Source organism: Oryzobacter faecalis, from assembly GCF_046764005.1.
Taxonomy (GTDB): Bacteria; Actinomycetota; Actinomycetes; order Actinomycetales; family Dermatophilaceae; genus Oryzobacter; species Oryzobacter faecalis.
On sequence record NZ_JBKOFW010000003.1, the window covers coordinates 95,390 to 113,444 of the forward strand.

Annotated in this window: 14 protein-coding genes and 1 pseudogene; all 15 read left to right on the forward strand. The window is 74.3% G+C overall.

Translation table 11 applies throughout. The features are described 5' to 3' along the window. A complete protein-coding gene (gene fgd, locus ACK8HX_RS07120) occupies positions 1-1,023 on the forward strand; it encodes a glucose-6-phosphate dehydrogenase (coenzyme-F420) (RefSeq protein WP_411939983.1) in 1,023 nt (340 codons plus the stop codon). Beyond that, positions 1,020-1,937, forward strand: coding sequence for a dihydropteroate synthase (folP, locus tag ACK8HX_RS07125; RefSeq protein WP_411939984.1), 918 nt, complete (start codon positions 1,020-1,022; stop codon positions 1,935-1,937). Before fgd ends, folP begins: the two co-directional genes overlap by 4 nt. Continuing rightward, the gene (locus tag ACK8HX_RS07130; protein ID WP_411939985.1) at positions 1,934-3,106 is read left to right on the forward strand and encodes a CaiB/BaiF CoA transferase family protein; all 1,173 of its coding nucleotides are present in this window, start codon (positions 1,934-1,936) and stop codon (positions 3,104-3,106) included. The genes folP and ACK8HX_RS07130 overlap by 4 nt, the downstream gene beginning before the upstream one ends. 18 nt (positions 3,107-3,124) lie before the next feature. Then, positions 3,125-3,904: an enoyl-CoA hydratase-related protein gene (locus ACK8HX_RS07135; protein WP_411939986.1), complete on the forward strand. Its 780-nt coding sequence runs from the start codon at positions 3,125-3,127 to the stop codon at positions 3,902-3,904. A 194-nt stretch (positions 3,905-4,098) separates the two neighbouring features. Further along, positions 4,099-4,185, forward strand: a complete 87-nt coding sequence (locus tag ACK8HX_RS07140) for a potassium-transporting ATPase subunit F (RefSeq protein ID WP_411940335.1) — start codon at positions 4,099-4,101, stop codon at positions 4,183-4,185. Between the two features lie 9 nt (positions 4,186-4,194). After that, positions 4,195-5,841: a potassium-transporting ATPase subunit KdpA gene (gene kdpA, locus ACK8HX_RS07145; protein WP_411939987.1), complete on the forward strand. Its 1,647-nt coding sequence runs from the start codon at positions 4,195-4,197 to the stop codon at positions 5,839-5,841. Further along, positions 5,838-7,883, forward strand: coding sequence for a potassium-transporting ATPase subunit KdpB (gene kdpB, locus ACK8HX_RS07150; RefSeq protein ID WP_411939988.1), 2,046 nt, complete (start codon positions 5,838-5,840; stop codon positions 7,881-7,883). The genes kdpA and kdpB overlap by 4 nt, the downstream gene beginning before the upstream one ends. Positions 7,884-7,892: 9 nt before the next feature. Further along, the gene (gene kdpC, locus ACK8HX_RS07155; RefSeq protein ID WP_411939989.1) at positions 7,893-8,459 is read left to right on the forward strand and encodes a potassium-transporting ATPase subunit KdpC; all 567 of its coding nucleotides are present in this window, start codon (positions 7,893-7,895) and stop codon (positions 8,457-8,459) included. Between the two features lie 10 nt (positions 8,460-8,469). Beyond that, the gene (locus tag ACK8HX_RS07160; RefSeq protein ID WP_411939990.1) at positions 8,470-10,983 is read left to right on the forward strand and encodes a sensor histidine kinase; all 2,514 of its coding nucleotides are present in this window, start codon (positions 8,470-8,472) and stop codon (positions 10,981-10,983) included. Further along, a complete protein-coding gene (locus ACK8HX_RS07165; protein WP_411939991.1) occupies positions 10,980-11,666 on the forward strand; it encodes a response regulator in 687 nt (228 codons plus the stop codon). Before ACK8HX_RS07160 ends, ACK8HX_RS07165 begins: the two co-directional genes overlap by 4 nt. Before the next feature lie 474 nt (positions 11,667-12,140). Continuing rightward, positions 12,141-13,834: pseudogene (locus tag ACK8HX_RS07170) on the forward strand (BCCT family transporter). Between the two features lie 141 nt (positions 13,835-13,975). Further along, the gene (locus ACK8HX_RS07175) at positions 13,976-15,514 is read left to right on the forward strand and encodes an ATP-dependent DNA ligase (RefSeq protein WP_411939992.1); all 1,539 of its coding nucleotides are present in this window, start codon (positions 13,976-13,978) and stop codon (positions 15,512-15,514) included. Positions 15,515-15,554: 40 nt separating this feature from the next. Beyond that, positions 15,555-16,289 carry an HpcH/HpaI aldolase family protein gene (locus ACK8HX_RS07180; protein WP_411939993.1) on the forward strand — a complete coding sequence of 245 codons (735 nt, stop codon included), beginning with the start codon at positions 15,555-15,557 and terminating at the stop codon, positions 16,287-16,289. Between the two features lie 5 nt (positions 16,290-16,294). Then, positions 16,295-17,383 carry a glycerate kinase family protein gene (locus tag ACK8HX_RS07185; protein WP_411939994.1) on the forward strand — a complete coding sequence of 363 codons (1,089 nt, stop codon included), beginning with the start codon at positions 16,295-16,297 and terminating at the stop codon, positions 17,381-17,383. Positions 17,384-17,518: 135 nt separating this feature from the next. After that, a complete protein-coding gene (locus tag ACK8HX_RS07190; RefSeq protein WP_411939995.1) occupies positions 17,519-18,016 on the forward strand; it encodes a histidine kinase in 498 nt (165 codons plus the stop codon). Positions 18,017-18,055: the final 39 nt, after the last annotated feature.

The window sequence follows — 18,055 nt, forward strand, 5'->3', positions numbered from 1 at the left end:
GTGCTGAGAGTCGGCTACAAGGCGTCGGCGGAGCAGTTCTCGCCCGAGGAGCTCGCGGGCTACGCCGTGCGCGCCGAGGAGCTGGGGCTGGACTCGGTGACCGTCTCGGACCACTTCCAGCCGTGGCGGCTCGAGGGTGGTCACGCGCCGAACTCGATGGCGTGGATGGCGTGGGTCCTCGCCCGCACCGAGCGGGTCGTCCTCGGGACGTCCGTGATGACGCCGACCTTCCGCTACAACCCGGCGGTGGTGGCACAGACCTTCGCGACGATGGCCTGTCTGGCACCGGGGCGGGTGCTCCTCGGGGTCGGCACGGGCGAGGCCCTCAACGAGGTCGCCGTCGGGTCGGTCGGCGAGGGGGAGTGGCCCGAGTTCAAGGAGCGGTTCGCCCGGCTGCGTGAGTCGGTGCAGCTGATGCGCCGGTTGTGGACCGAGGACCGGGTGAGCTTCGAGGGGGAGTACTACCGAACCGAGGACGCCGCGATCTACGACCGCCCGGAGGAGCCGGTGCCCGTGTACGTCGCCGCGGGTGGCCCGATGGTCGCCCGGTACGCCGGGCGCGTGGCGGACGGGTTCATCTGCACCTCGGGCAAGGGGCGTGAGCTCTACGCCGACCAGCTCGTGCCGGCGGTCGACGAGGGGCTGTCGAAGGCCGGGCGTGCGGCCGACGCGGTCGACCGGATGATCGAGGTCAAGGTGTCCTACGACCCCGATCCCGGACAGGCCCTGGAGAACACGCGGTTCTGGGCGCCGCTGTCGCTCACCGCCGAGCAGAAGCACTCGATCCACAGCCCGGCCGAGATGGAGAAGGCGGCCGACGAGCTGCCGATCGAGCAGGTCGCCAAGCGCTGGATCGTCGCGTCCGAGCCGGAGGAGGTGGTCGAGGCCATGCGCGTCTACACCGACCTCGGGTTCGACCACCTCGTCGTCCACGGACCCGGGCACGACCAGGAGCGCTTCCTCACGACCTTCACCGAGCAGGTGCTCCCGGGGCTGCGCGAGCTGGTCCCGGCGGCCCGGTGACGGTGCCGGCGCGGGTTCCCGCGCCCCCGGCCGTCCTCCGCCTGCGCGGCCGAGAGTTCTCCGCCGCGCGGCCGGCGGTCATGGCCATCGTCAACCGCACGCCCGACTCCTTCTGGTCCGGCAACCGGCACAGCGACCTCGACTCCGCCCGGCGCGCCCTCGACGAGGCGGTCGAGTCCGGCGCCGACGTCGTCGACGTCGGTGGGGTCCGGGCCGGGCAGGAGGGGCCGGTCGTGTCGGCCGAGGAGGAGGTCGAGCGGGTCGTGCCCTTCCTCGCCCTCGCCCGGGACGCACATCCGGACCTCGTCCTCAGCCTCGACACCTGGCGGGCGTCGGTGGCCTCGACGGCGGCGGCCGAGGCGGGCCTGGACCTCGTCAACGACACGTGGCAGGGGGCCGACCCCGACCTCGTCCACGTGGCGGCGTCGGTGGGAGCGGGGTACGTCGTCTCGCACACCGGCGGGCTGCCGCCGCGGACCGACCCCGTGGGCGTGACCTACCCGCCCGAGCCGCTCGGGGTCGTCGACGACGCGTTGCGCGTGCTGGGTGAGGGGGCCGCGCGGGCCGTGGAGGCCGGGGTCGCGGCCGACCGGGTGCTCGTCGACCCGACCCTCGACTTCGGCAAGACCACGGCGCACTCGTTGACGCTGTTGCGGCACACCGAGGCCGTCGTCGCGTTGGGGTTCCCTGTGCTGCAGGCGCTTTCGCGCAAGGACTTCGTCGGCGAGACGCTGGCGCTCGAGGCCGACGACCGGCTCGAGGGCACGCTGGCCGCCACGGCGGTCGCGGCGTGGCTCGGCGCCACGGTGTTCCGGGCGCACGACGTCCGGGCCACCCGGCGGGTCGTCGACATGGTCGCGTCGATCCGCGGCGACCGGGCCCCGGCGGTCTCGGTGCGCGGGGTGCCGTCGTGATCGTCCCGCCGGGGGTGGGTCCGGGGTCGGACGCGGGTGGCGGGGCGCTCGCGGGCATCCGGGTCGTCGAGCTCGGCGGCATCGGCCCGGTGCCCTTCGCCGGGATGGTCCTCGCCGAGCTGGGGGCCGATGTCGTCCGGGTCGACCGCCCGCACGAGACGAACCCGCTGGCGCTCGCCGGCGGGCTGCGGCGGTCGAGGCCGAGCATCGCCGTCGACCTCAAGCACCCGGACGGTCGGGCGCTCGTGCAGCGCCTCGTCGACGAGGCCGACGTCCTCGTCGAGGGGTGGCGGCCCGGCGTCGCCGAGCGGCTGGGGCTCGGGCCGTCGGAGTGCCTGGCGCGCAACCCGCGGCTCGTCCACGGCCGGATGACGGGGTGGGGCCAGACGGGTCCGTGGGCACGCAGTGCGGGCCACGACCTCACCTACGCGGCCGTGTCCGGGTCGCTCCACGCCCTCGGGCCGGAGGAGCGCCCCGTCGTCCCGGTCCCACCCGTCGCCGACTTCGCGGGCGGGTCGATGTACCTCGTGACCGGCATCCTCGCGGCCCTCGTCTCGCGGTCGAGCACCGGACGCGGCCAGGTCGTCGACGCGGCGATGGTGGAGGGCGCGGCGCACCTCGCGAGCCTCGTCCACGGCCTCCTCGGCGCGGGAGGCTGGCGCGACGAGCGAGCGGCCAACCTCCTCGACGGCGGGGCGCCGTTCTACGACGTGTACGCCTGCGCCGATGGGGAGTTCGTCGCCGTGGGGGCCCTCGAGCCGGAGTTCTGGCGGGCCCTCGTCGACGGTCTCGGGGTCGACGTCGGGGTCGACCAGTACGACACGGAGGGGTGGCCGGCGCAGCGTGCGGCGTTCGCGGCCGCCTTCCGGCTGCGGACGAGGGACGCGTGGGCCGAGCACTTCGCCGGGTCGGACGCCTGCGTCGCGCCGGTGCTGTCGCTCGCCGAGGCCGCGTCGCACCCCCAGCTCGCCGCGCGGGGGACCTTCGCTCCGGGGCCGTCCGGGCACCCGGTACCCCGCACGCCGCCCCGGCTGTCCGGCACGCCGTCGCTCGACCCCGGACCGGAGCCTGCACCGGGGGCCGACACCGTCGCGTGGCTGACGAGCCACGGGTTCTCCGAGGAGGAGGTCTCGGCGCTCGTCGGATGCGGCGCCGTCCACCAGGCCTGAGGGTGTTCGATGGGGGCCATGAGCGAGAACCCCGAACAGCCCGCCGCCCGCGTCCGGGTCGAGGTCGAGGGCGGTGCCGGGCTCGTCGTCCTCGACGCTCCGCACCGGCTGAACGCGGTGGACCCGGCGATGTGCGCCGAGGTCGTCGCGGCCGTGCGGCGCCTCGATGACGACCCGGCCGTGCGCGTCATCGCACTCAGTGGGGAGGGGCGCGGGTTCTGCTCCGGCGCACCGCTGTCGGAGTCGGGTGCGGACATGGGCGTGCTCGATGCAGGTGCCGAGGTCGTGCGCACGCTGCTCGCTGCCCGGACTCCGACCGTGGCCCTCGTCCACGGGGTCGCGGCGGGCATCGGGGTGCCGATGGCCCTGGCCTGCGACTACGTGCTGGCCGCCGACGAGGCGCCCTTCGTGCTGGCGTTCGCGCGGATCGGGCTCATGCCGGACGGCGGCGCGACCGCCCTGGTGACGGCAGCGGTCGGGAGGGCACGCGCCCTCCGCCTCGCGATGACGGGGGAGCGGCTCGACGGCCGCACCGCCGCCGACTGGGGGCTCGTCGCCGAGTCGGTGCCCGCCGAGGAGTTCGCGGCCCGGGCGGAGCTGCTCCTCGCCTCGTTCGCCCGGGGCGCCACGGGGGCCCTCGGCGAGACGGCGGCTGCGGTCAACGCCGCCTCGCTCGACGTCGAGGCCGCCCTGGCCCGCGAGGACGCCGGGCAGCGCCGCCTCGCCGCCACCGAGGACCACCGCGAGGGCGTGCGGGCCTTCCTCGGCAAGCGCGACCCGGAGTTCCACGCCCGCTGACCGCTGGATGCGTACGCGGGCGGGCGTGCTGAGATCGACCTATTGGTCGATTCCGTTACGGGGAGGGCGTGCTGAGATCGACCTATTGGTCGATTCCGGTGCGGGGAGGGCGTGGCGTCAGGATCGCGTCAAGACACCGTCGGGGGGCATCAGCGACCCCGGGCGACCGCGCCGCCGCTGCTTGCGTGGACGGCATGTGGCACGACCTCCTCGCGGGCACGATCGCCCTGCTCCTCCTCGCGTACCTGACCCACGCCCTCGTCCACCCAGACCGGTTCTGAGGGACGACGATGAGCACCGCCGTCCAGACCGGCGCCGCCGTCCTCCTCGTGGCCGCCGTGCTGGCGGCCGCCCACGTGCCGCTGGGGTCGTGGCTGCACCGCGTCTTCATCGACGAGTCCGACTGGCGCGTCGAACGTGTCATCTACCGGGTCGTGGGCGTCGACCCGCGCACCGAGCAGCGCTGGAGCGGGTATGCCGGCTCGGTGCTCGCCCTCGCGGCGGCCTCCGTCGCGCTGCTGTTCGTGCTCGTCCTCGTCCAGGGTCGGCTGCCGTGGTCGCTCGACCGGTCGATGGACTGGGACACCGCGCTCAACACGGCCGTCTCGTTCACGACGAACACGAACTGGCAGTCCTACGCCGGCGAGGCGGGCACGGGTCACACGGTCCAGATGCTCGGGCTCACCGTGCAGAACTTCGTCTCGGCGGCCACCGGCCTCGCCGTGGCGATCGCCGTCGTGCGCGGCCTGGCCCGCGCGGAGACGGACCGGGTCGGCAACTTCTGGGTGGACCTCGTCCGCGGGACCGTGCGCGTCCTCCTGCCGCTCGCGGCCGTCGCCGCGGTGCTGCTGCTGCTCGGCGGCGTCATCCAGAACCTCGCCGCGCCGCACACCATCGAGACCCTCACGGGGGTGTCGCAGGTGGTCCAGGGCGGCCCGGTCGCCTCGCAGGAGGCCATCAAGGAGCTCGGCACCAACGGCGGGGGGTTCTTCAACGCCAACTCCTCCCACCCGTTCGAGAACCCCGGCCCGTGGACCAACGTCCTCGAGATCGTCCTGCTCCTCCTCATCCCGTTCTCCCTCCCGTACACGTTCGGCCTCCTGGTCCGCGACCGCCGCCAGGGGGCCGTCGCCGCCGCGGTCATGGGCACCCTGCTCCTCGCCGGAGTCGTCCTCACCACCTGGGCGGAGGTTGCGGCGTCCTCGGGCCCGCTCGGCTCGATGGAGGGCAAGGAGGTGCGCTTCGGCCTCCCGTGGTCGACGCTCTTCGCGGCCGCCACGACAGGCACCTCGACCGGTGCCGTCAACTCGATGCACGACTCGTACAGCGCCCTCGGCGGCGGTGTCCCGCTGCTCAGCATGCTCCTCGGCGAGGTGTCGCCGGGCGGGGTCGGGACGGGGCTCTGCTCCTACCTCGTCGTCGTCGTGCTCGCGGTGTTCATCGCCGGCCTGATGGTCGGCCGCACGCCCGAGCTGCTCGGCAAGACGATCGGTCGCTCGGAGGTCACCAGCGCGGCGCTCGTGACCCTGACGATGCCCGCGCTGGTGCTCCTGGGCACCGGTCTCGCCGTCGTCCTCCCCGTCTCGCTCGACGCCCGGCTCAACGAGGGCACGCACGGTCTCAGCGAGCTGATGTACGCCGTCGCCTCGGCGGCGAACAACAACGGCTCGGCGTTCGCGGGCCTCTCGGCGGACCAGCCCTTCCTCAACCTGCTGCTCGCGGGATGCATGGCCGTGGGCCGCTTCCTGCCGATCGTCCTCGTCCTGCGTCTCGCGGGATCGCTCGCGGCGCAGCGGCGCCGACCGGTCACGCCCGGGACGATGCCCACCCACACCCCGCTCTTCACCACCCTCGTCATCGGCACCGTCGTCGTCGTCGCCGGCCTGACGTTCTTCCCCTCCCTCGCCCTGGGACCGGTCGCGGAGGCGCTGTCATGACCTCGACCCTCGCGCGCACCGCCTGGCAGAACCTGCCCGCGGCGTTCGCCAAGCTCGACCCGCGCCACCTCTGGCGCAGCCCGGTGATCCTCGTCGTGTGGGTCGGGTCGGTGCTGACGACGGCGCTGTCCGTCCTCGAGCCCTCGGTGTTCGCGGTCGCGGTCACCCTCTGGCTGTGGGCCACCGTCCTGTTCGCCAACCTCGCCGAGGCCGTCGCCGAGGGGCGTGGCAAGGCCCAGGCCGAGACGCTGCGCCGCACGCGCACCGAGACGACCGCCCGGCGGCTGCGCGCCGACGGCTCGGAGGAGGAGGTCGCGGGCACCGCCCTCGTGCTCGGCGACCACGTCGTCGTCGAGGCCGGGGAAGTCATCCCCGGCGACGGTGACGTCGTCGAGGGGGTCGCGACCGTCGACGAGTCGGCGATCACCGGGGAGTCGGCCCCCGTCATCCGGGAGTCCGGCGGGGACCGGTGCGCCGTCACCGGCGGGACCACGGTGCTCTCCGACCGGATCGTCGTCCGGATCACGAGCAAGCCGGGCGAGACGTTCGTCGACCGGATGATCGCGCTCGTCGAGGGCGCGTCGCGGCAGAAGACCCCGAACGAGATCGCGCTGTCGATCCTGCTCACGACGCTGACGATCATGTTCGTCCTCGCGGTCGGGGCGATCCAGCCGATGGCGGTGTACTCGGGCGGGCGCCTCTCGCTCGTCGTCCTCGTCGCGCTCCTCGTCTGCCTCATCCCCACGACGATCGGCGCCCTGCTCTCGGCGATCGGCATCGCCGGCATGGACCGGCTCGTGCAGCGCAACGTCCTCGCCATGTCGGGGCGGGCCGTCGAGGCCGCCGGCGATGTCAGCACCCTCCTCCTGGACAAGACGGGCACGATCACCTTCGGCAACCGGCGGGCGAGCGAGCTCGTGCCGGTGCACTCGGTGGAGCGCGCGGACCTCGCCCGCGCGGCCCACCTCGCCTCGCTCGCGGACGAGACGCCCGAGGGACGCTCGATCGTCGAGCTCGTCGTGGCCGACGAAACCGACGGCGTCGTGGCCGCGGTGCTCGGCGACGTCGTCTCCCTCCGCCGGACCGGCGCCGAGGTGGTGCCGTTCAGTGCGACGACCCGGATGTCGGGCGTCGACCTCCCCGACGGCACGCGGGTTCGCAAGGGCGCCGGGAGCGCGGTGTCCGCCTGGGTCCGCGAGAACGGCGGGACGGTCTCCGGCGACCTCGAGGTCCACGTCGACGGCATCAGCGCGTCCGGCGGGACGCCGCTCGTCGTGGCCGAGGCCGCCCCGGGCGAGGCGCCGCGGGTCCTCGGGGTCGTGCACCTCAAGGACGTCGTCAAGCCCGGGATGCGCGAGAGGTTCGAGCAGCTGCGCGCCATGGGCATCCGCACGGTGATGATCACGGGCGACAACCCCCTCACGGCCAAGGCGATCGCCGAGGAGGCCGGGGTCGACGACTTCCTCGCCGAGGCGACGCCCGAGGACAAGATGGCGCTCATCCGGCAGGAGCAGGAGGGCGGGCGCCTCGTCGCGATGACCGGTGACGGCACCAACGACGCCCCGGCGCTCGCCCAGGCCGACGTCGGTGTGGCGATGAACACGGGCACGTCGGCGGCGAAGGAGGCCGGCAACATGGTCGACCTCGACTCCGACCCGACCAAGCTCATCGACGTCGTCGCCATCGGCAAGCAGCTGCTCATCACCCGGGGCGCCCTGACGACGTTCTCCATCGCGAACGACCTCGCGAAGTACTTCGCGATCATCCCGGCCATGTTCGTCGGCATCGTCCCCGGACTGCAGGCGCTGAACGTCATGCGCCTGTCCAGCCCCGAGTCCGCGATGCTCTCCGCGGTCGTCTTCAACGCGCTCATCATCGTGGCGCTGATCCCGCTGGCGCTCAGGGGCGTTCGCTATCGCCCGCTGTCCGCCCACGCGATGCTGCGGCGCAACCTGCTCGTCTACGGCCTCGGGGGAATCGTCGTGCCCTTCGTCGGCATCAAGGCCATCGACCTCCTCGTGTCCCAGATCCCCGGTCTCTGAGGTGACCACATGACCCGCCAGCTCGCCGCCGCCGCCAAGGCGCTCCTCGTCCTCACCGTCGTGTGCGGTGTCCTGTACCCCGCCGCGATCCTGGGCGTCGGCCAACTCGTCCCCGACCGCGCGGCCGGCCAGCCGGTCGTCGTCGGCGGGCGGGAGGTGGGGTCCGCCCTCCTCGGCCAGCCGCCCTCGGGGCCCGAGTGGTTCCAGGGACGGCCGTCGGCGTCCGACGCCTCCGGCGAGACCAGCGGCGGGTCGAACCTGGGCGCGTCCCATCCCGACCTCGCCGCCGCCGTGGCGGAACGAGAGGATGCCCTGCGCGAGGCGAACCCCGCTGCGCCGCAGCGGATCCCCGCCGACGCACTGACCGCCTCGGCGAGCGGGCTGGACCCCGACATCTCCCCGGAGTACGCCCGCTTCCAGGCGCCGCGCGTGGCCAAGGCGCGCGACCTGGACGAGGCGCAGGTCCTGGCCCTCGTCCGCGAGCACATCCGGGAGGCGCCGCTCGGTGTCGTCGGCGAGGACCGGGTCAACGTCCTCGAGCTCAACGTGGCCCTGGCCGCACTCGGCGACGGGTGAGAATGGCGCCATGGGACGCGGACGGCTGCGCATCTACCTCGGGGCGGCTCCCGGGGTGGGCAAGACCGTCGCCATGCTCGACGAGGGGCGCCGCCGCCTCGACCGCGGCACCGACGTCGTCGTCGGGCTGGTCGAGACCCACGACCGGCCGAACACCCGGGCCGAGCTCGAGGGGCTGGAGGTCGTGCCCCGCGCCCGGCTCACACACCGCGGGGCCGTCCTCGAGGAGATGGACCTCGACCGCGTCCTCGCCCGCCGGCCGCAGGTGGCCCTCGTCGACGAGCTCGCGCACACGAACGCCCCGGGGTCGCGCAACGAGAAGCGCTGGCAGGACATCGACGAGCTCCTCGACGCCGGCATCGACGTCATCAGCACGGTGAACATCCAGCACCTCGAGTCACTCAACGACGCCGTCACGTCGATCACCGGTGTCGTGCAGCGGGAGACGGTCCCCGACGAGGTCGTGCGGCGGGCCGACCAGATCGAGCTCGTCGACATGTCGCCGGAGGCGTTGCGCCGTCGGATGGCGCACGGGAACGTCTACCGCCCCGAGAAGGTCGATGCCGCCCTCGCCAACTACTTCCGTGTCGGCAACCTGTCGGCACTGAGGGAGCTCGCCCTGCTCTGGCTCGCGGACCGGGTCGACGAGGGCCTGGGCCGGTACCGCGCCGACCACGGGATCGACGCCACGTGGCCCACGCGCGAACGGGTCGTCGTCGCCGTCTCCGGTGGCCCGGAGGGGGAGGCGCTCCTGCGGCGCGGCGCCCGCATCGCCGCGCGGGGGGCGGGTGGCGAGCTGCTCGCCGTGCACGTCGCTCGCGCCGACGGGCTCGCGGCGCCGGCCCTTCCGGACCTCGCGGGACAGCGCCGCCTCACGACCGAGCTCGGCGGGACCTTCCACACCGTCACGGGGGACGACCTCGCCGAGGCAGTCCTCGACTTCGCCCGTGGCGTGAACGCGAGCCAGGTCGTCATCGGCAGCTCACGGCGGCCTCGGTGGCGAACCCTGGTGTCCCCCAGCACGACCGAGGAGGTCATCACCGAGTCGGGCGACATCGACGTCCACGTCGTCACCCACCGGTTCGCGGCCGGGCGTGGCTGGCGGGCGCCGCGCGGGGGCCTGCCGCGGCGCCGGGTCCGGCTCGGCTACCTCCTCGCCGTCATCGGCCCCGTCGTCCTCACGGAGGCCCTCGTCGGGCTCCCGGAGGACCCCGACCTCCCGCTCACCGTCCCCCTCTTCCTCCTCCTCAGCGTCCTCATCGCGTTGCTCGGGGGGATGGGTCCGGCGTTGGTCGGAGCGGTGGCGTCCTCGCTGCTCCTCAACTGGTTCTTCACCCCGCCGACCGGTGGGCTGACGATCGCGGAGCCGGAGAACGCCGTGGCCCTCGTGGTGTTCGGGCTCGTCGCCGCGGCGGTCGCCTGGGTCGTCGACCGCAGTGCCCGCCGCGCGGACCGGGCGGTCCGGGCGCAGGCGGAGGCGTCGGCCCTCGCCGACCTGAGCCACACCCTGCTCGGCTCCACCGACCAGATGTCGCTCCTCCTCCGCCAGGCGCTCGACATGTTCGGGGCCGAGGCCGCGGCCGTGGTGCGGCGACCGTCCGGCGACGAGCCGGCGCGCGTCGTCGCCGTGACGGACCCGACACTGGGCCCGGACGACCTGCGCCGTCCGGGGCTCCCGCGCGAGGAGGCGGACGGCGAGCACGACCTCGTCCTCGTCGGCGCCACGGTCCCCGCCGGACGGCAGCGGCTGCTCGCCGCGTTCGCCGCGCACGCCGGCGCCATCCTCCAGCGACGGACCCTCCAGACGTCGGCGGCGGAGGCGGCCGCCCTGGCCCGTGACAGCAGCGCGCGCACGGCCCTGCTCTCGGCCGTCTCCCACGACCTGCGCACCCCGCTCGCCGGCATCAAGGCCGCGATCGGCTCGCTCCGCTCGGACGAGGTGACCTTCAGCCCCGAGGACGAGGCCGAGCTCGAGGCCGCCATCGAGGACTCCGCCGACCGCCTCGACGCCCTCATCGGCAACCTGCTCGACATGTCCCGGCTCCAGGCCGGGGCGCTCGTGGCCCACCCCAGGCCGGTCGACCTCGGGGAGGTCGTCCCCGGCGTCGTCCGGGCGGTGGCCGAGCCGGAGCGCGTCGAGTGGTGCCTCGACGACGACGCACGGGTCGTCGAGGCCGACCCCGGGCTTCTCGACCGCGTCCTCGGCAACGTCGTCGAGAACGGGCTGCGGCACCAGCCCCGTCCGGGGCGGGTGCGGGTCGCGACGTCGGGGATCGGGGACCGCACCGAGATCCGGGTCGTGGACACCGGACCCGGTGTGCCGGAGGCGGATCGCGACCGGATCTTCCTCCCGTTCCAGCGTCACGGGGACGCTCCGAGCGGGGACGGGGTGGGGTTGGGGCTCGCCGTGGCCCGTGGCCTCGCGGAGGCCATGGGTGGCACCGTGGGGGCCGAGGACACACCGGGCGGTGGCCTCACCGTCGTCGTCGACCTGCCCAGCGCCCGTCCGGAGGGAGCCCCGTGAGCCAGCGCGTCCTCGTCGTCGACGACGACCCGACGATCCGCCGGACGCTGCGGATCAACCTGCGGGCGCGCGGGTACGACGTCGAGGAGGTCGGCACCGGCGCCGACGCGCTGTCCACCGTGGAGGACGCGCCCCCGGACCTCGTCGTCCTCGACCTCGGCCTGCCCGACCTCGAGGGCGTGGAGGTGCTGCGGCGCATCCGTCTGCGCTCCTCGGTGCCCGTCGTCGTCCTCTCCGCGCGGCACCAGTCCGACGACAAGGTCGAGGCGCTCGACGAGGGCGCCGACGACTACGTCACCAAGCCCTTCGGCATGGACGAGCTGATGGCGCGGGTCCGGTCGGCGTTGCGCCGCGGCGGCGGCGAGTCCCTGGCCGGCATCGCGCCCGTCGTGACCACCTCGTTCAGCGTCGACTTCGCGACGCTGGAGGCGTCGCGCGGCAACGAGCCCGTGCACCTGACCCCGACCGAGTGGCGTCTCCTCGCCGAGCTCGCCCGCCACCGCGGAACCGTCGTGACCCAGGTCGACCTGCTCCGCGCCGTGTGGGGGCCGGGATACGGCCGCGAGTCGAACTACCTTCGCGTCTACGGCAACCAGCTGCGTCGCAAGCTCGAGACCGACCCCTCGCGCCCGCGACACGTCATCACCGAACCCGGCATCGGATACCGACTGGTCGTCGACTGACGTCGTCCCGACTTTCCCGCCTGATGCCGGAACCTTCGGTGAGGCACCGGGAACTTCGGGGTGCCTCACCGAAGGTTGCGGTGCCTCGCCGAAGCCGCCCCTCCGGCCCGGTTCCGGATCCGTGTGTGACAAGGCTCTCGCGGCCGGCGCACCCCGCGCGGCGTCGAGAGCCTGCATCGCCGCAGGTCAGTGGCGTGGGAGCGCGTCAAGCCGAGACCTGTCGCGCGCGGCGCGCCGATTGGCCGGGCCCGTGGCGGCTCTGGTTCGGTGGACCGGTTGACGCGTCACGCACTGCTGCGTGGCACCCTCCGAGAACGGAAGGACGAGCCACCGGCACGACCGGCGGCGACCCCCCGAGTGAGCACCCAGACAACATCCGACCGCACCTCCGCGCCCCGGGACGCCAGCGCGCCCGACCCCACGACCCCGTCGCCGGACGACACCGGCACGCCCGAGCAGCCGCAGCACCCCGTCATCGGCATCGACGTCGTCGAGCAGCCCGCCCGCGGGTCGCGCGTCGACACCGTCGTCTTCGGCGTCGTCGCGGCCATCGCCGTCGCGTTCGTCGCGTGGGGGTTCCTCTCGACCGAGACCCTCGGGTCGGCGTCCGGCGCCGCCCTCGACTGGACGGTGACGAACACCGGCTGGCTGTTCGTCGTCCTCGCCTCCGCGTTCGTCGCCTTCGTCATCTGGCTCGCGCTCGGCCGCTTCGGCCAGATCCCGCTCGGTGCCGACGACGAGGAGCCGGAGTTCCGCACCGTGTCGTGGATCGCGATGATGTTCTCCGCCGGCATGGGCATCGGCCTGATGTTCTACGGCGTGAGCGAGCCGCTCTCGCACTTCGTCACCCCGCCGCCCGGGACGGGCGAGGCCGGCAACGCCGACGCCGTCCAGACCGCGATGGCGACCACCCTGTTCCACTGGACCCTCCACCCGTGGGCCATCTACGCCGTCGTCGGCATCGCCATCGCCTACGGGGTCTTCCGGAAGGGCCGCAGCCAGCTCGTCTCGTCGGCGTTCATCCCGCTCATCGGTGAGGAGCGCGCCACCGGCACCGCCGGTCGCGTCATCGACATGCTCGCGATCTTCGCGACCCTGTTCGGCTCGGCCGCCTCGCTCGGTCTCGGCGCCCTCCAGATCGGTTCCGGCCTCGAGGTCGTCGCCGGGCTCGGCGCGGTCGGCAACGGTGTCCTGGTCGGCGTCATCGCGCTGCTCACCGTGGCCTTCATCGTCTCCGCGGTGTCAGGTGTGGCCAAGGGAATCCAGTGGCTGTCGAACACCAACATGGTTCTCGCCGTGGGACTTGCGGGGTTCGTCTTCCTCGTCGGCCCGACCGTCTTCATCCTCGACCTCGTCCCGACCGCGGTCGGCTCCTACCTCCAGGACCTCGCGATGATGTCCGCGCGCACCGAGGCCGCGGGCGGTGACGGCATGGCCGAGTGGCTGTCCGGCTGGACCGTCTTCTACTGGGCCTGGTGGCTGTCGTGGACGCCGTTCGTCGGCATGTTCATCGCGCGGATCTCGCGGGGGCGCACCATCCGCCAGTTCGTCACCGGCGTGCTGCTCGTCCCCAGCCTCGTGAGCCTCGTGTGGTTCGCGATCTTCGGCGGCGCCGGCATCAGCGCGCAGCACACGGCGTCGACCTCGCCGGTGCGGCCACCGCCGACGGCCAGCTCTTCGGCCTCCTCGAGACCCTGCCGTTCGCCGGTGTCACCACCGTCGTCGTCGTGGTGCTCGTCGCGATCTTCTTCGTGTCGGGCGCCGACGCCGCGTCGATCGTCATGGGCACCCTGTCGCAGCGCGGCACCCTCGAGCCGAGTCGCTGGAACGTCGTGTTCTGGGGTGTCGCGACCGGGGCCGTCGCCGCGGTGATGCTGCTCGTCGGCGGCGACTCCGCGCTGACCGGGCTCCAGAACGTCACCATCGTGGCCGCCCTGCCGTTCGCGCTCGTCATGGTCGGCCTGGCCTGGGCCCTCGTCCGCGACCTGCGTGACGACCCCCTCGTGGTCCGTCGTCGCTACGCGGAGGCGGCGGTCGAGAAGGCGGTCGTCACGGGCGCTACGCTCCACGGCGACGAGTTCGCCCTCACCGTCGAGGCGGCCGACGAGCCCCTGCTCGCCGAGGGTGACACCACGCCCAGCGAGGCCGCGGGCATCGCCCGCTCCTGACGCCGGGGCGGGTCGGCCGATCAGGGGGCCGGCTCGCGCGTCGGGCGCGGCAGTGCGGGGCACCGGGACCACCACCCGGTGCCCCGCACTGCCGTCTGCCGCGTGGCCCCGCGCTGTCGGTGGGGGCGGCAGGATGGCGGGATGACCGTCGCGCTCGCCGATCTCGTGGCCGTGTCCCGGGCCGTCGCCGCAACGCGCTCGCGCACGGCGAAGACCGACGCCATCGCCGCGCTCGTCGCCTCGGCGGCCGCGGACGAGGTGGGCACCGTCGTGGCCTTCCTGTCCGGGTGGCTGCCGCAGCGCCGGCTCGGGGTGGGATGGCGCTCCCTCGGCTCCCTGCCCGAGCCCGCGGCCGCGTCCTCCCTCACCGTCGCCGACGTCGACGCCTCCTTCACCGCGCTCGCCACGACGACCGGCTCGGGCTCGGCGGCCGCACGTCGCGCCGAGCTGGCCCGGCTCATGGGGCTCGCGACCGCCGACGAGCAGGCCTTCCTCACCCAGCTCGTCACCGGCAACCTGCGGCAGGGGGCGCTCGACGGCGTCGTCCTCGCCGCGGTCGCCAAGGCCTTCGACGTCCCGGACGCCGTGGTGCGCCGGGCCGTCATGCTCGCGGGCTTCACCCACGTCGTGGCCGAGGTCGCCGCACGCGGCGGGCGGGCCGCCCTCGAGGAGGTCGGGCTCGTCGTCGGCCGTCCGCTGCGGCCCATGCTCGCGGGCTCGGCGAAGACCACCGACGAGGCGCTGGCCTCGGTGGGCGACGGGCCGCTCCTCGTCGACGGCAAGCTCGACGGCATCAGGGTCCAGGTCCACCGCCGCGACGGCGACGTCACGGTCTTCACGCGCAGCCTCGACGAGGTCACCGAGCGTCTCCCGGAGGTCGTCGAGGCCGTGGCCGCGTTGCCCGGCGGCGACCTCGTCCTCGACGGCGAGGCCATCGTCATCGAGGAGGACGGGCGGCCGGCACCGTTCCAGGTCACCGGCTCGCGCACGGCGAGCTCCACCGACGTCCAGCGGCTGAGGGCCGAGGTGCCCCTCACCACGTACCTCTTCGACGTCCTCCACGCCGACGGCCACGACCTCGTCGACGCCACCGCGCTCGAGCGCCACGAGGTCCTCACGGCGCTGGCACCACACCTCCTCGTGCCGCGGCTCCTCACCACCGACCCCGCCGCGGCACAACGGTTCTTCGACGACCTCGTCGCGGCGGGGCACGAGGGTGTCGTCATCAAGGACGGCGCCGCGCCCTACGCGGCCGGACGCCGGGGGAGCGGCTGGGTCAAGGTCAAGCCCACACACACCCTCGACCTCGTGGTCCTCGCGGTCGAACGTGGATCAGGTCGCCGGCGGGGCTGGCTGTCGAACATCCACCTCGGCGCCCGCGACCCCGACACCGGTGGCTTCGTCATGATCGGCAAGACCTTCAAGGGCATGACCGACGAGATGCTGCGCTGGCAGACCGAACGCTTCACCGAGCTCGCCGTGGGGGAGACCGACGGCTACGTCGTCCAGGTGCGCCCCGAGCAGGTCGTCGAGATCGCCCTCGACGGGCTCCAGCGGTCCTCGCGCTACCCGGGCGGGGTGGCGCTGCGGTTCGCCCGCGTCATCCGGTACCGCGACGACAAGGGCGCCGAGGAGGCCGACACCATCGACACGGTGCGGGCCCTCGGGCCGGACGGCTGACCGACGGGTCGGAGACCGGGTCCGCTGGCACGATGGCCGCATGGACCCCTCCCGCGGTGTGTGGACCGCCACCGCCGACGTCGACCTCGTCCTGCGGCTCGCGGCGTCGGGCTTCGACTGGGTGGCGCTCGACGCCCAGCACGGACCCGTCGACCGCGCGGCCCTGCACGCCCTCGCGCGCGCGCTGCACGGAGCGCCCGTCCCGTTCCTCGTGCGCGTGCCGGGGGTCGATCCGGCGTGGATCGGTGCGGCCCTCGACGCGGGGGCGCTGGCCGCCGTCGTCCCGTCCGTCACTGGGACGGCCCAGGCGGAGGTCGTGGCCCGCGCGGCTCGGTACGCGCCTGCAGGCGAACGCAGCTGGGGGCCCTTTCCTCCGATGTGGGGGTCGCTGGCCCCCGAGCCGGCGACCGCCGACGCGGCCCAGCAGTGCTGGGTCATGGTCGAGACGGCCGGAGCACTGACCGACGTCGACGACATCGCCGCCCTCGCGGGGGTCGACGGCCTGTTCGTCGGACCACTCGACCTCGCCCTCTCCCTCGGGGTGCCGGTCGACGCCCTGCTCGACGACACCACCCCGGGCAACCCCTTGTCGAGGGTCGTCGAGGCCGGTCGGCGGCACGGCGTCCTCGTCGGGGCCTTCGCCGGGACGCCGGGCAACGTCGCGCGGCTGCGGGCGCACGGCATCGGCTGCCTGGCGGTCACCACGGATGCCGCCCTCCTCGCTCTCGGCGCCGCCGCCGTCCTCGCGGCGGTGGACCCGGACCAGCAGGACTGACCCGGGTGGCCCGGACGCGCGTGCTCCTCGCGCCCGACTCGTTCAAGAGGTCGCTGACGAGCGCGGAGGTCGCGGCCGCCCTCGCCGAGGGTCTGCGGTCCCACCCGGCTCCCCCGGAGGTGCGGTCCCGCCCGCTCGCGGACGGTGGTGAGGGCAGCGTCGACGCGGCGGTCGCCGCCGGGTTCTCGCCCGAGGAGGTCGAGGTGCCGGGTCCGACGGGGGCGCCCGTGCGCGCCGCCGTCGCGTGGCGTGGGGACACCGTCGTCGTCGAGGTCGCCAACACCTGCGGTCCCACCCTGCTGCCGGGTGGCCGCCCCGACCCGCTGGGCGCCTCGTCGCAGGGGGTGGGGCTGGCACTGCGGCAGGTCCTCACCCGGCGGCCGCGGCGGGTCGTCCTCGCGCTCGGCGGAAGTGCGAGCACCGACGGCGGCCTCGGGATGCTCGAGGCGCTGGGCGCCGTCGACGACGGGGGCCGGCTGGACGTCGGTCCCGCCGTCGCGTCCCTGGGGGGCGTCGACCTCGTCCTCGCGACCGACGTGGACAACCCGCTCCTCGGACCGCGCGGAGCCGCGCCGGTGTTCGCACCGCAGAAGGGGGCCGACGGCGCCACGGTGGACCTCCTCGCCCGGCGGCTCGACGCGCTGGTCTCCCGGGCAGAGAGCGCGGTGACCGGGGCCCGGGTGCTGGCCGCCGCCCCGGGCGCCGGCGCAGCCGGCGGGACGGCGTGGGCGGGGCTGCTCCTCGGCGGGCGGGTCGTGCCCGGCGCGGGCTGGTTCCTCGATCTCCTCGACCTCGGCGGCGTCCTCGACGGGTGCGACCTCGTCGTCACGGGCGAGGGTCGGCTCGACGAGCAGACACCCGGTGGGAAGCTGCCGTGGGCGGTGGCGGGGCGGGCACGAGCACGCGGCGTGCCGGTCGAGCTCGTCGTCGGCCGGTGTGACCTCGCCGAGGAGGTGTGGCGCGCGGCCGGGATCCGGGCGGTCCACGTCCTCGGCGACCTCACCGACCGTGATCCCTCGCGCGACAGCGCACTGACGGCAAGGCTCCTCGCCGCCGTCGGACGGTCCATCGCGGACCGCCTCAGCCTGCCCTGACCCGGGTCGTGTGCCCGGGTGGTCGCCCGGGCGGCCACCCGGGCACACGCGCCCCGCGGCGGGCATCGACCACGTGGCGTCATCATGACGCCATATTGCTTGCGGATGACGTCAAGATGGTGTCATGATGGCGTCATGGACCTCCTGCCCTACGCCGCTCGCCTCCAGCGTGACCTCCTCGCCTCCGCCCGGGCCGGTGGTGACGAGGCCGTCGCGCTGGCGGAGCAGCTCGCCGAGGCGCTGGAGTCCTCCGCGCGGCTCGTCGTCCTCGACGCCCTCGTCGAGGCATCGGCCGAGATCACCGAACGGCTCGCGCCCGGGTCGGTGGAGGTCCGCCTGCGCGGGCGGGACGCCGACCTCGTCGTCACCCCGCCGGAGGCGGTCGCCCCGGCGGCGGTCACCGAGCCGCTCGCCCCGGCGGCGGACGACGGTGACGAGGGCGGCACGGCGCGCCTGAGCCTGCGCCTGCCCGAGCGGCTCAAGCCGCGCATCGAGGAGGCCGCCGACGCCGCCGGGATGTCCGTCAACGCCTGGCTCGTCCGCACGGTCGGTGCCGCCCTCTCCGAGCGGCCCGCCCCCGTCCCCGCGCCCACGGTCACCACCGGGCAGCGCGTCACCGGCTGGGTGCGCTAGCACCGGCCCTCCGCCGGCCACGGCCGGACCACCACGACC

Excerpts from the sequence above, each read along its gene's own strand:
- ACK8HX_RS07140 (WP_411940335.1), top strand. The coding sequence starts at position 4,099 with ATGTGGCACGACCTCCTCGCGGGCACGATCGCCCTGCTCCTCCTCGCG.
- ACK8HX_RS07175 (WP_411939992.1), top strand. The coding sequence starts at position 13,976 with ATGACCGTCGCGCTCGCCGATCTCGTGGCCGTGTCCCGGGCCGTCGCC.
- ACK8HX_RS07160 (WP_411939990.1), top strand. The coding sequence starts at position 8,470 with ATGGGACGCGGACGGCTGCGCATCTACCTCGGGGCGGCTCCCGGGGTG.
- kdpC (WP_411939989.1), top strand. The coding sequence starts at position 7,893 with ATGACCCGCCAGCTCGCCGCCGCCGCCAAGGCGCTCCTCGTCCTCACC.
- kdpA (WP_411939987.1), top strand. The coding sequence starts at position 4,195 with ATGAGCACCGCCGTCCAGACCGGCGCCGCCGTCCTCCTCGTGGCCGCC.
- ACK8HX_RS07135 (WP_411939986.1), top strand. The coding sequence starts at position 3,125 with ATGAGCGAGAACCCCGAACAGCCCGCCGCCCGCGTCCGGGTCGAGGTC.
- ACK8HX_RS07180 (WP_411939993.1), top strand. The coding sequence starts at position 15,555 with ATGGACCCCTCCCGCGGTGTGTGGACCGCCACCGCCGACGTCGACCTC.
- ACK8HX_RS07190 (WP_411939995.1), top strand. The coding sequence starts at position 17,519 with ATGGACCTCCTGCCCTACGCCGCTCGCCTCCAGCGTGACCTCCTCGCC.
- kdpB (WP_411939988.1), top strand. The coding sequence starts at position 5,838 with ATGACCTCGACCCTCGCGCGCACCGCCTGGCAGAACCTGCCCGCGGCG.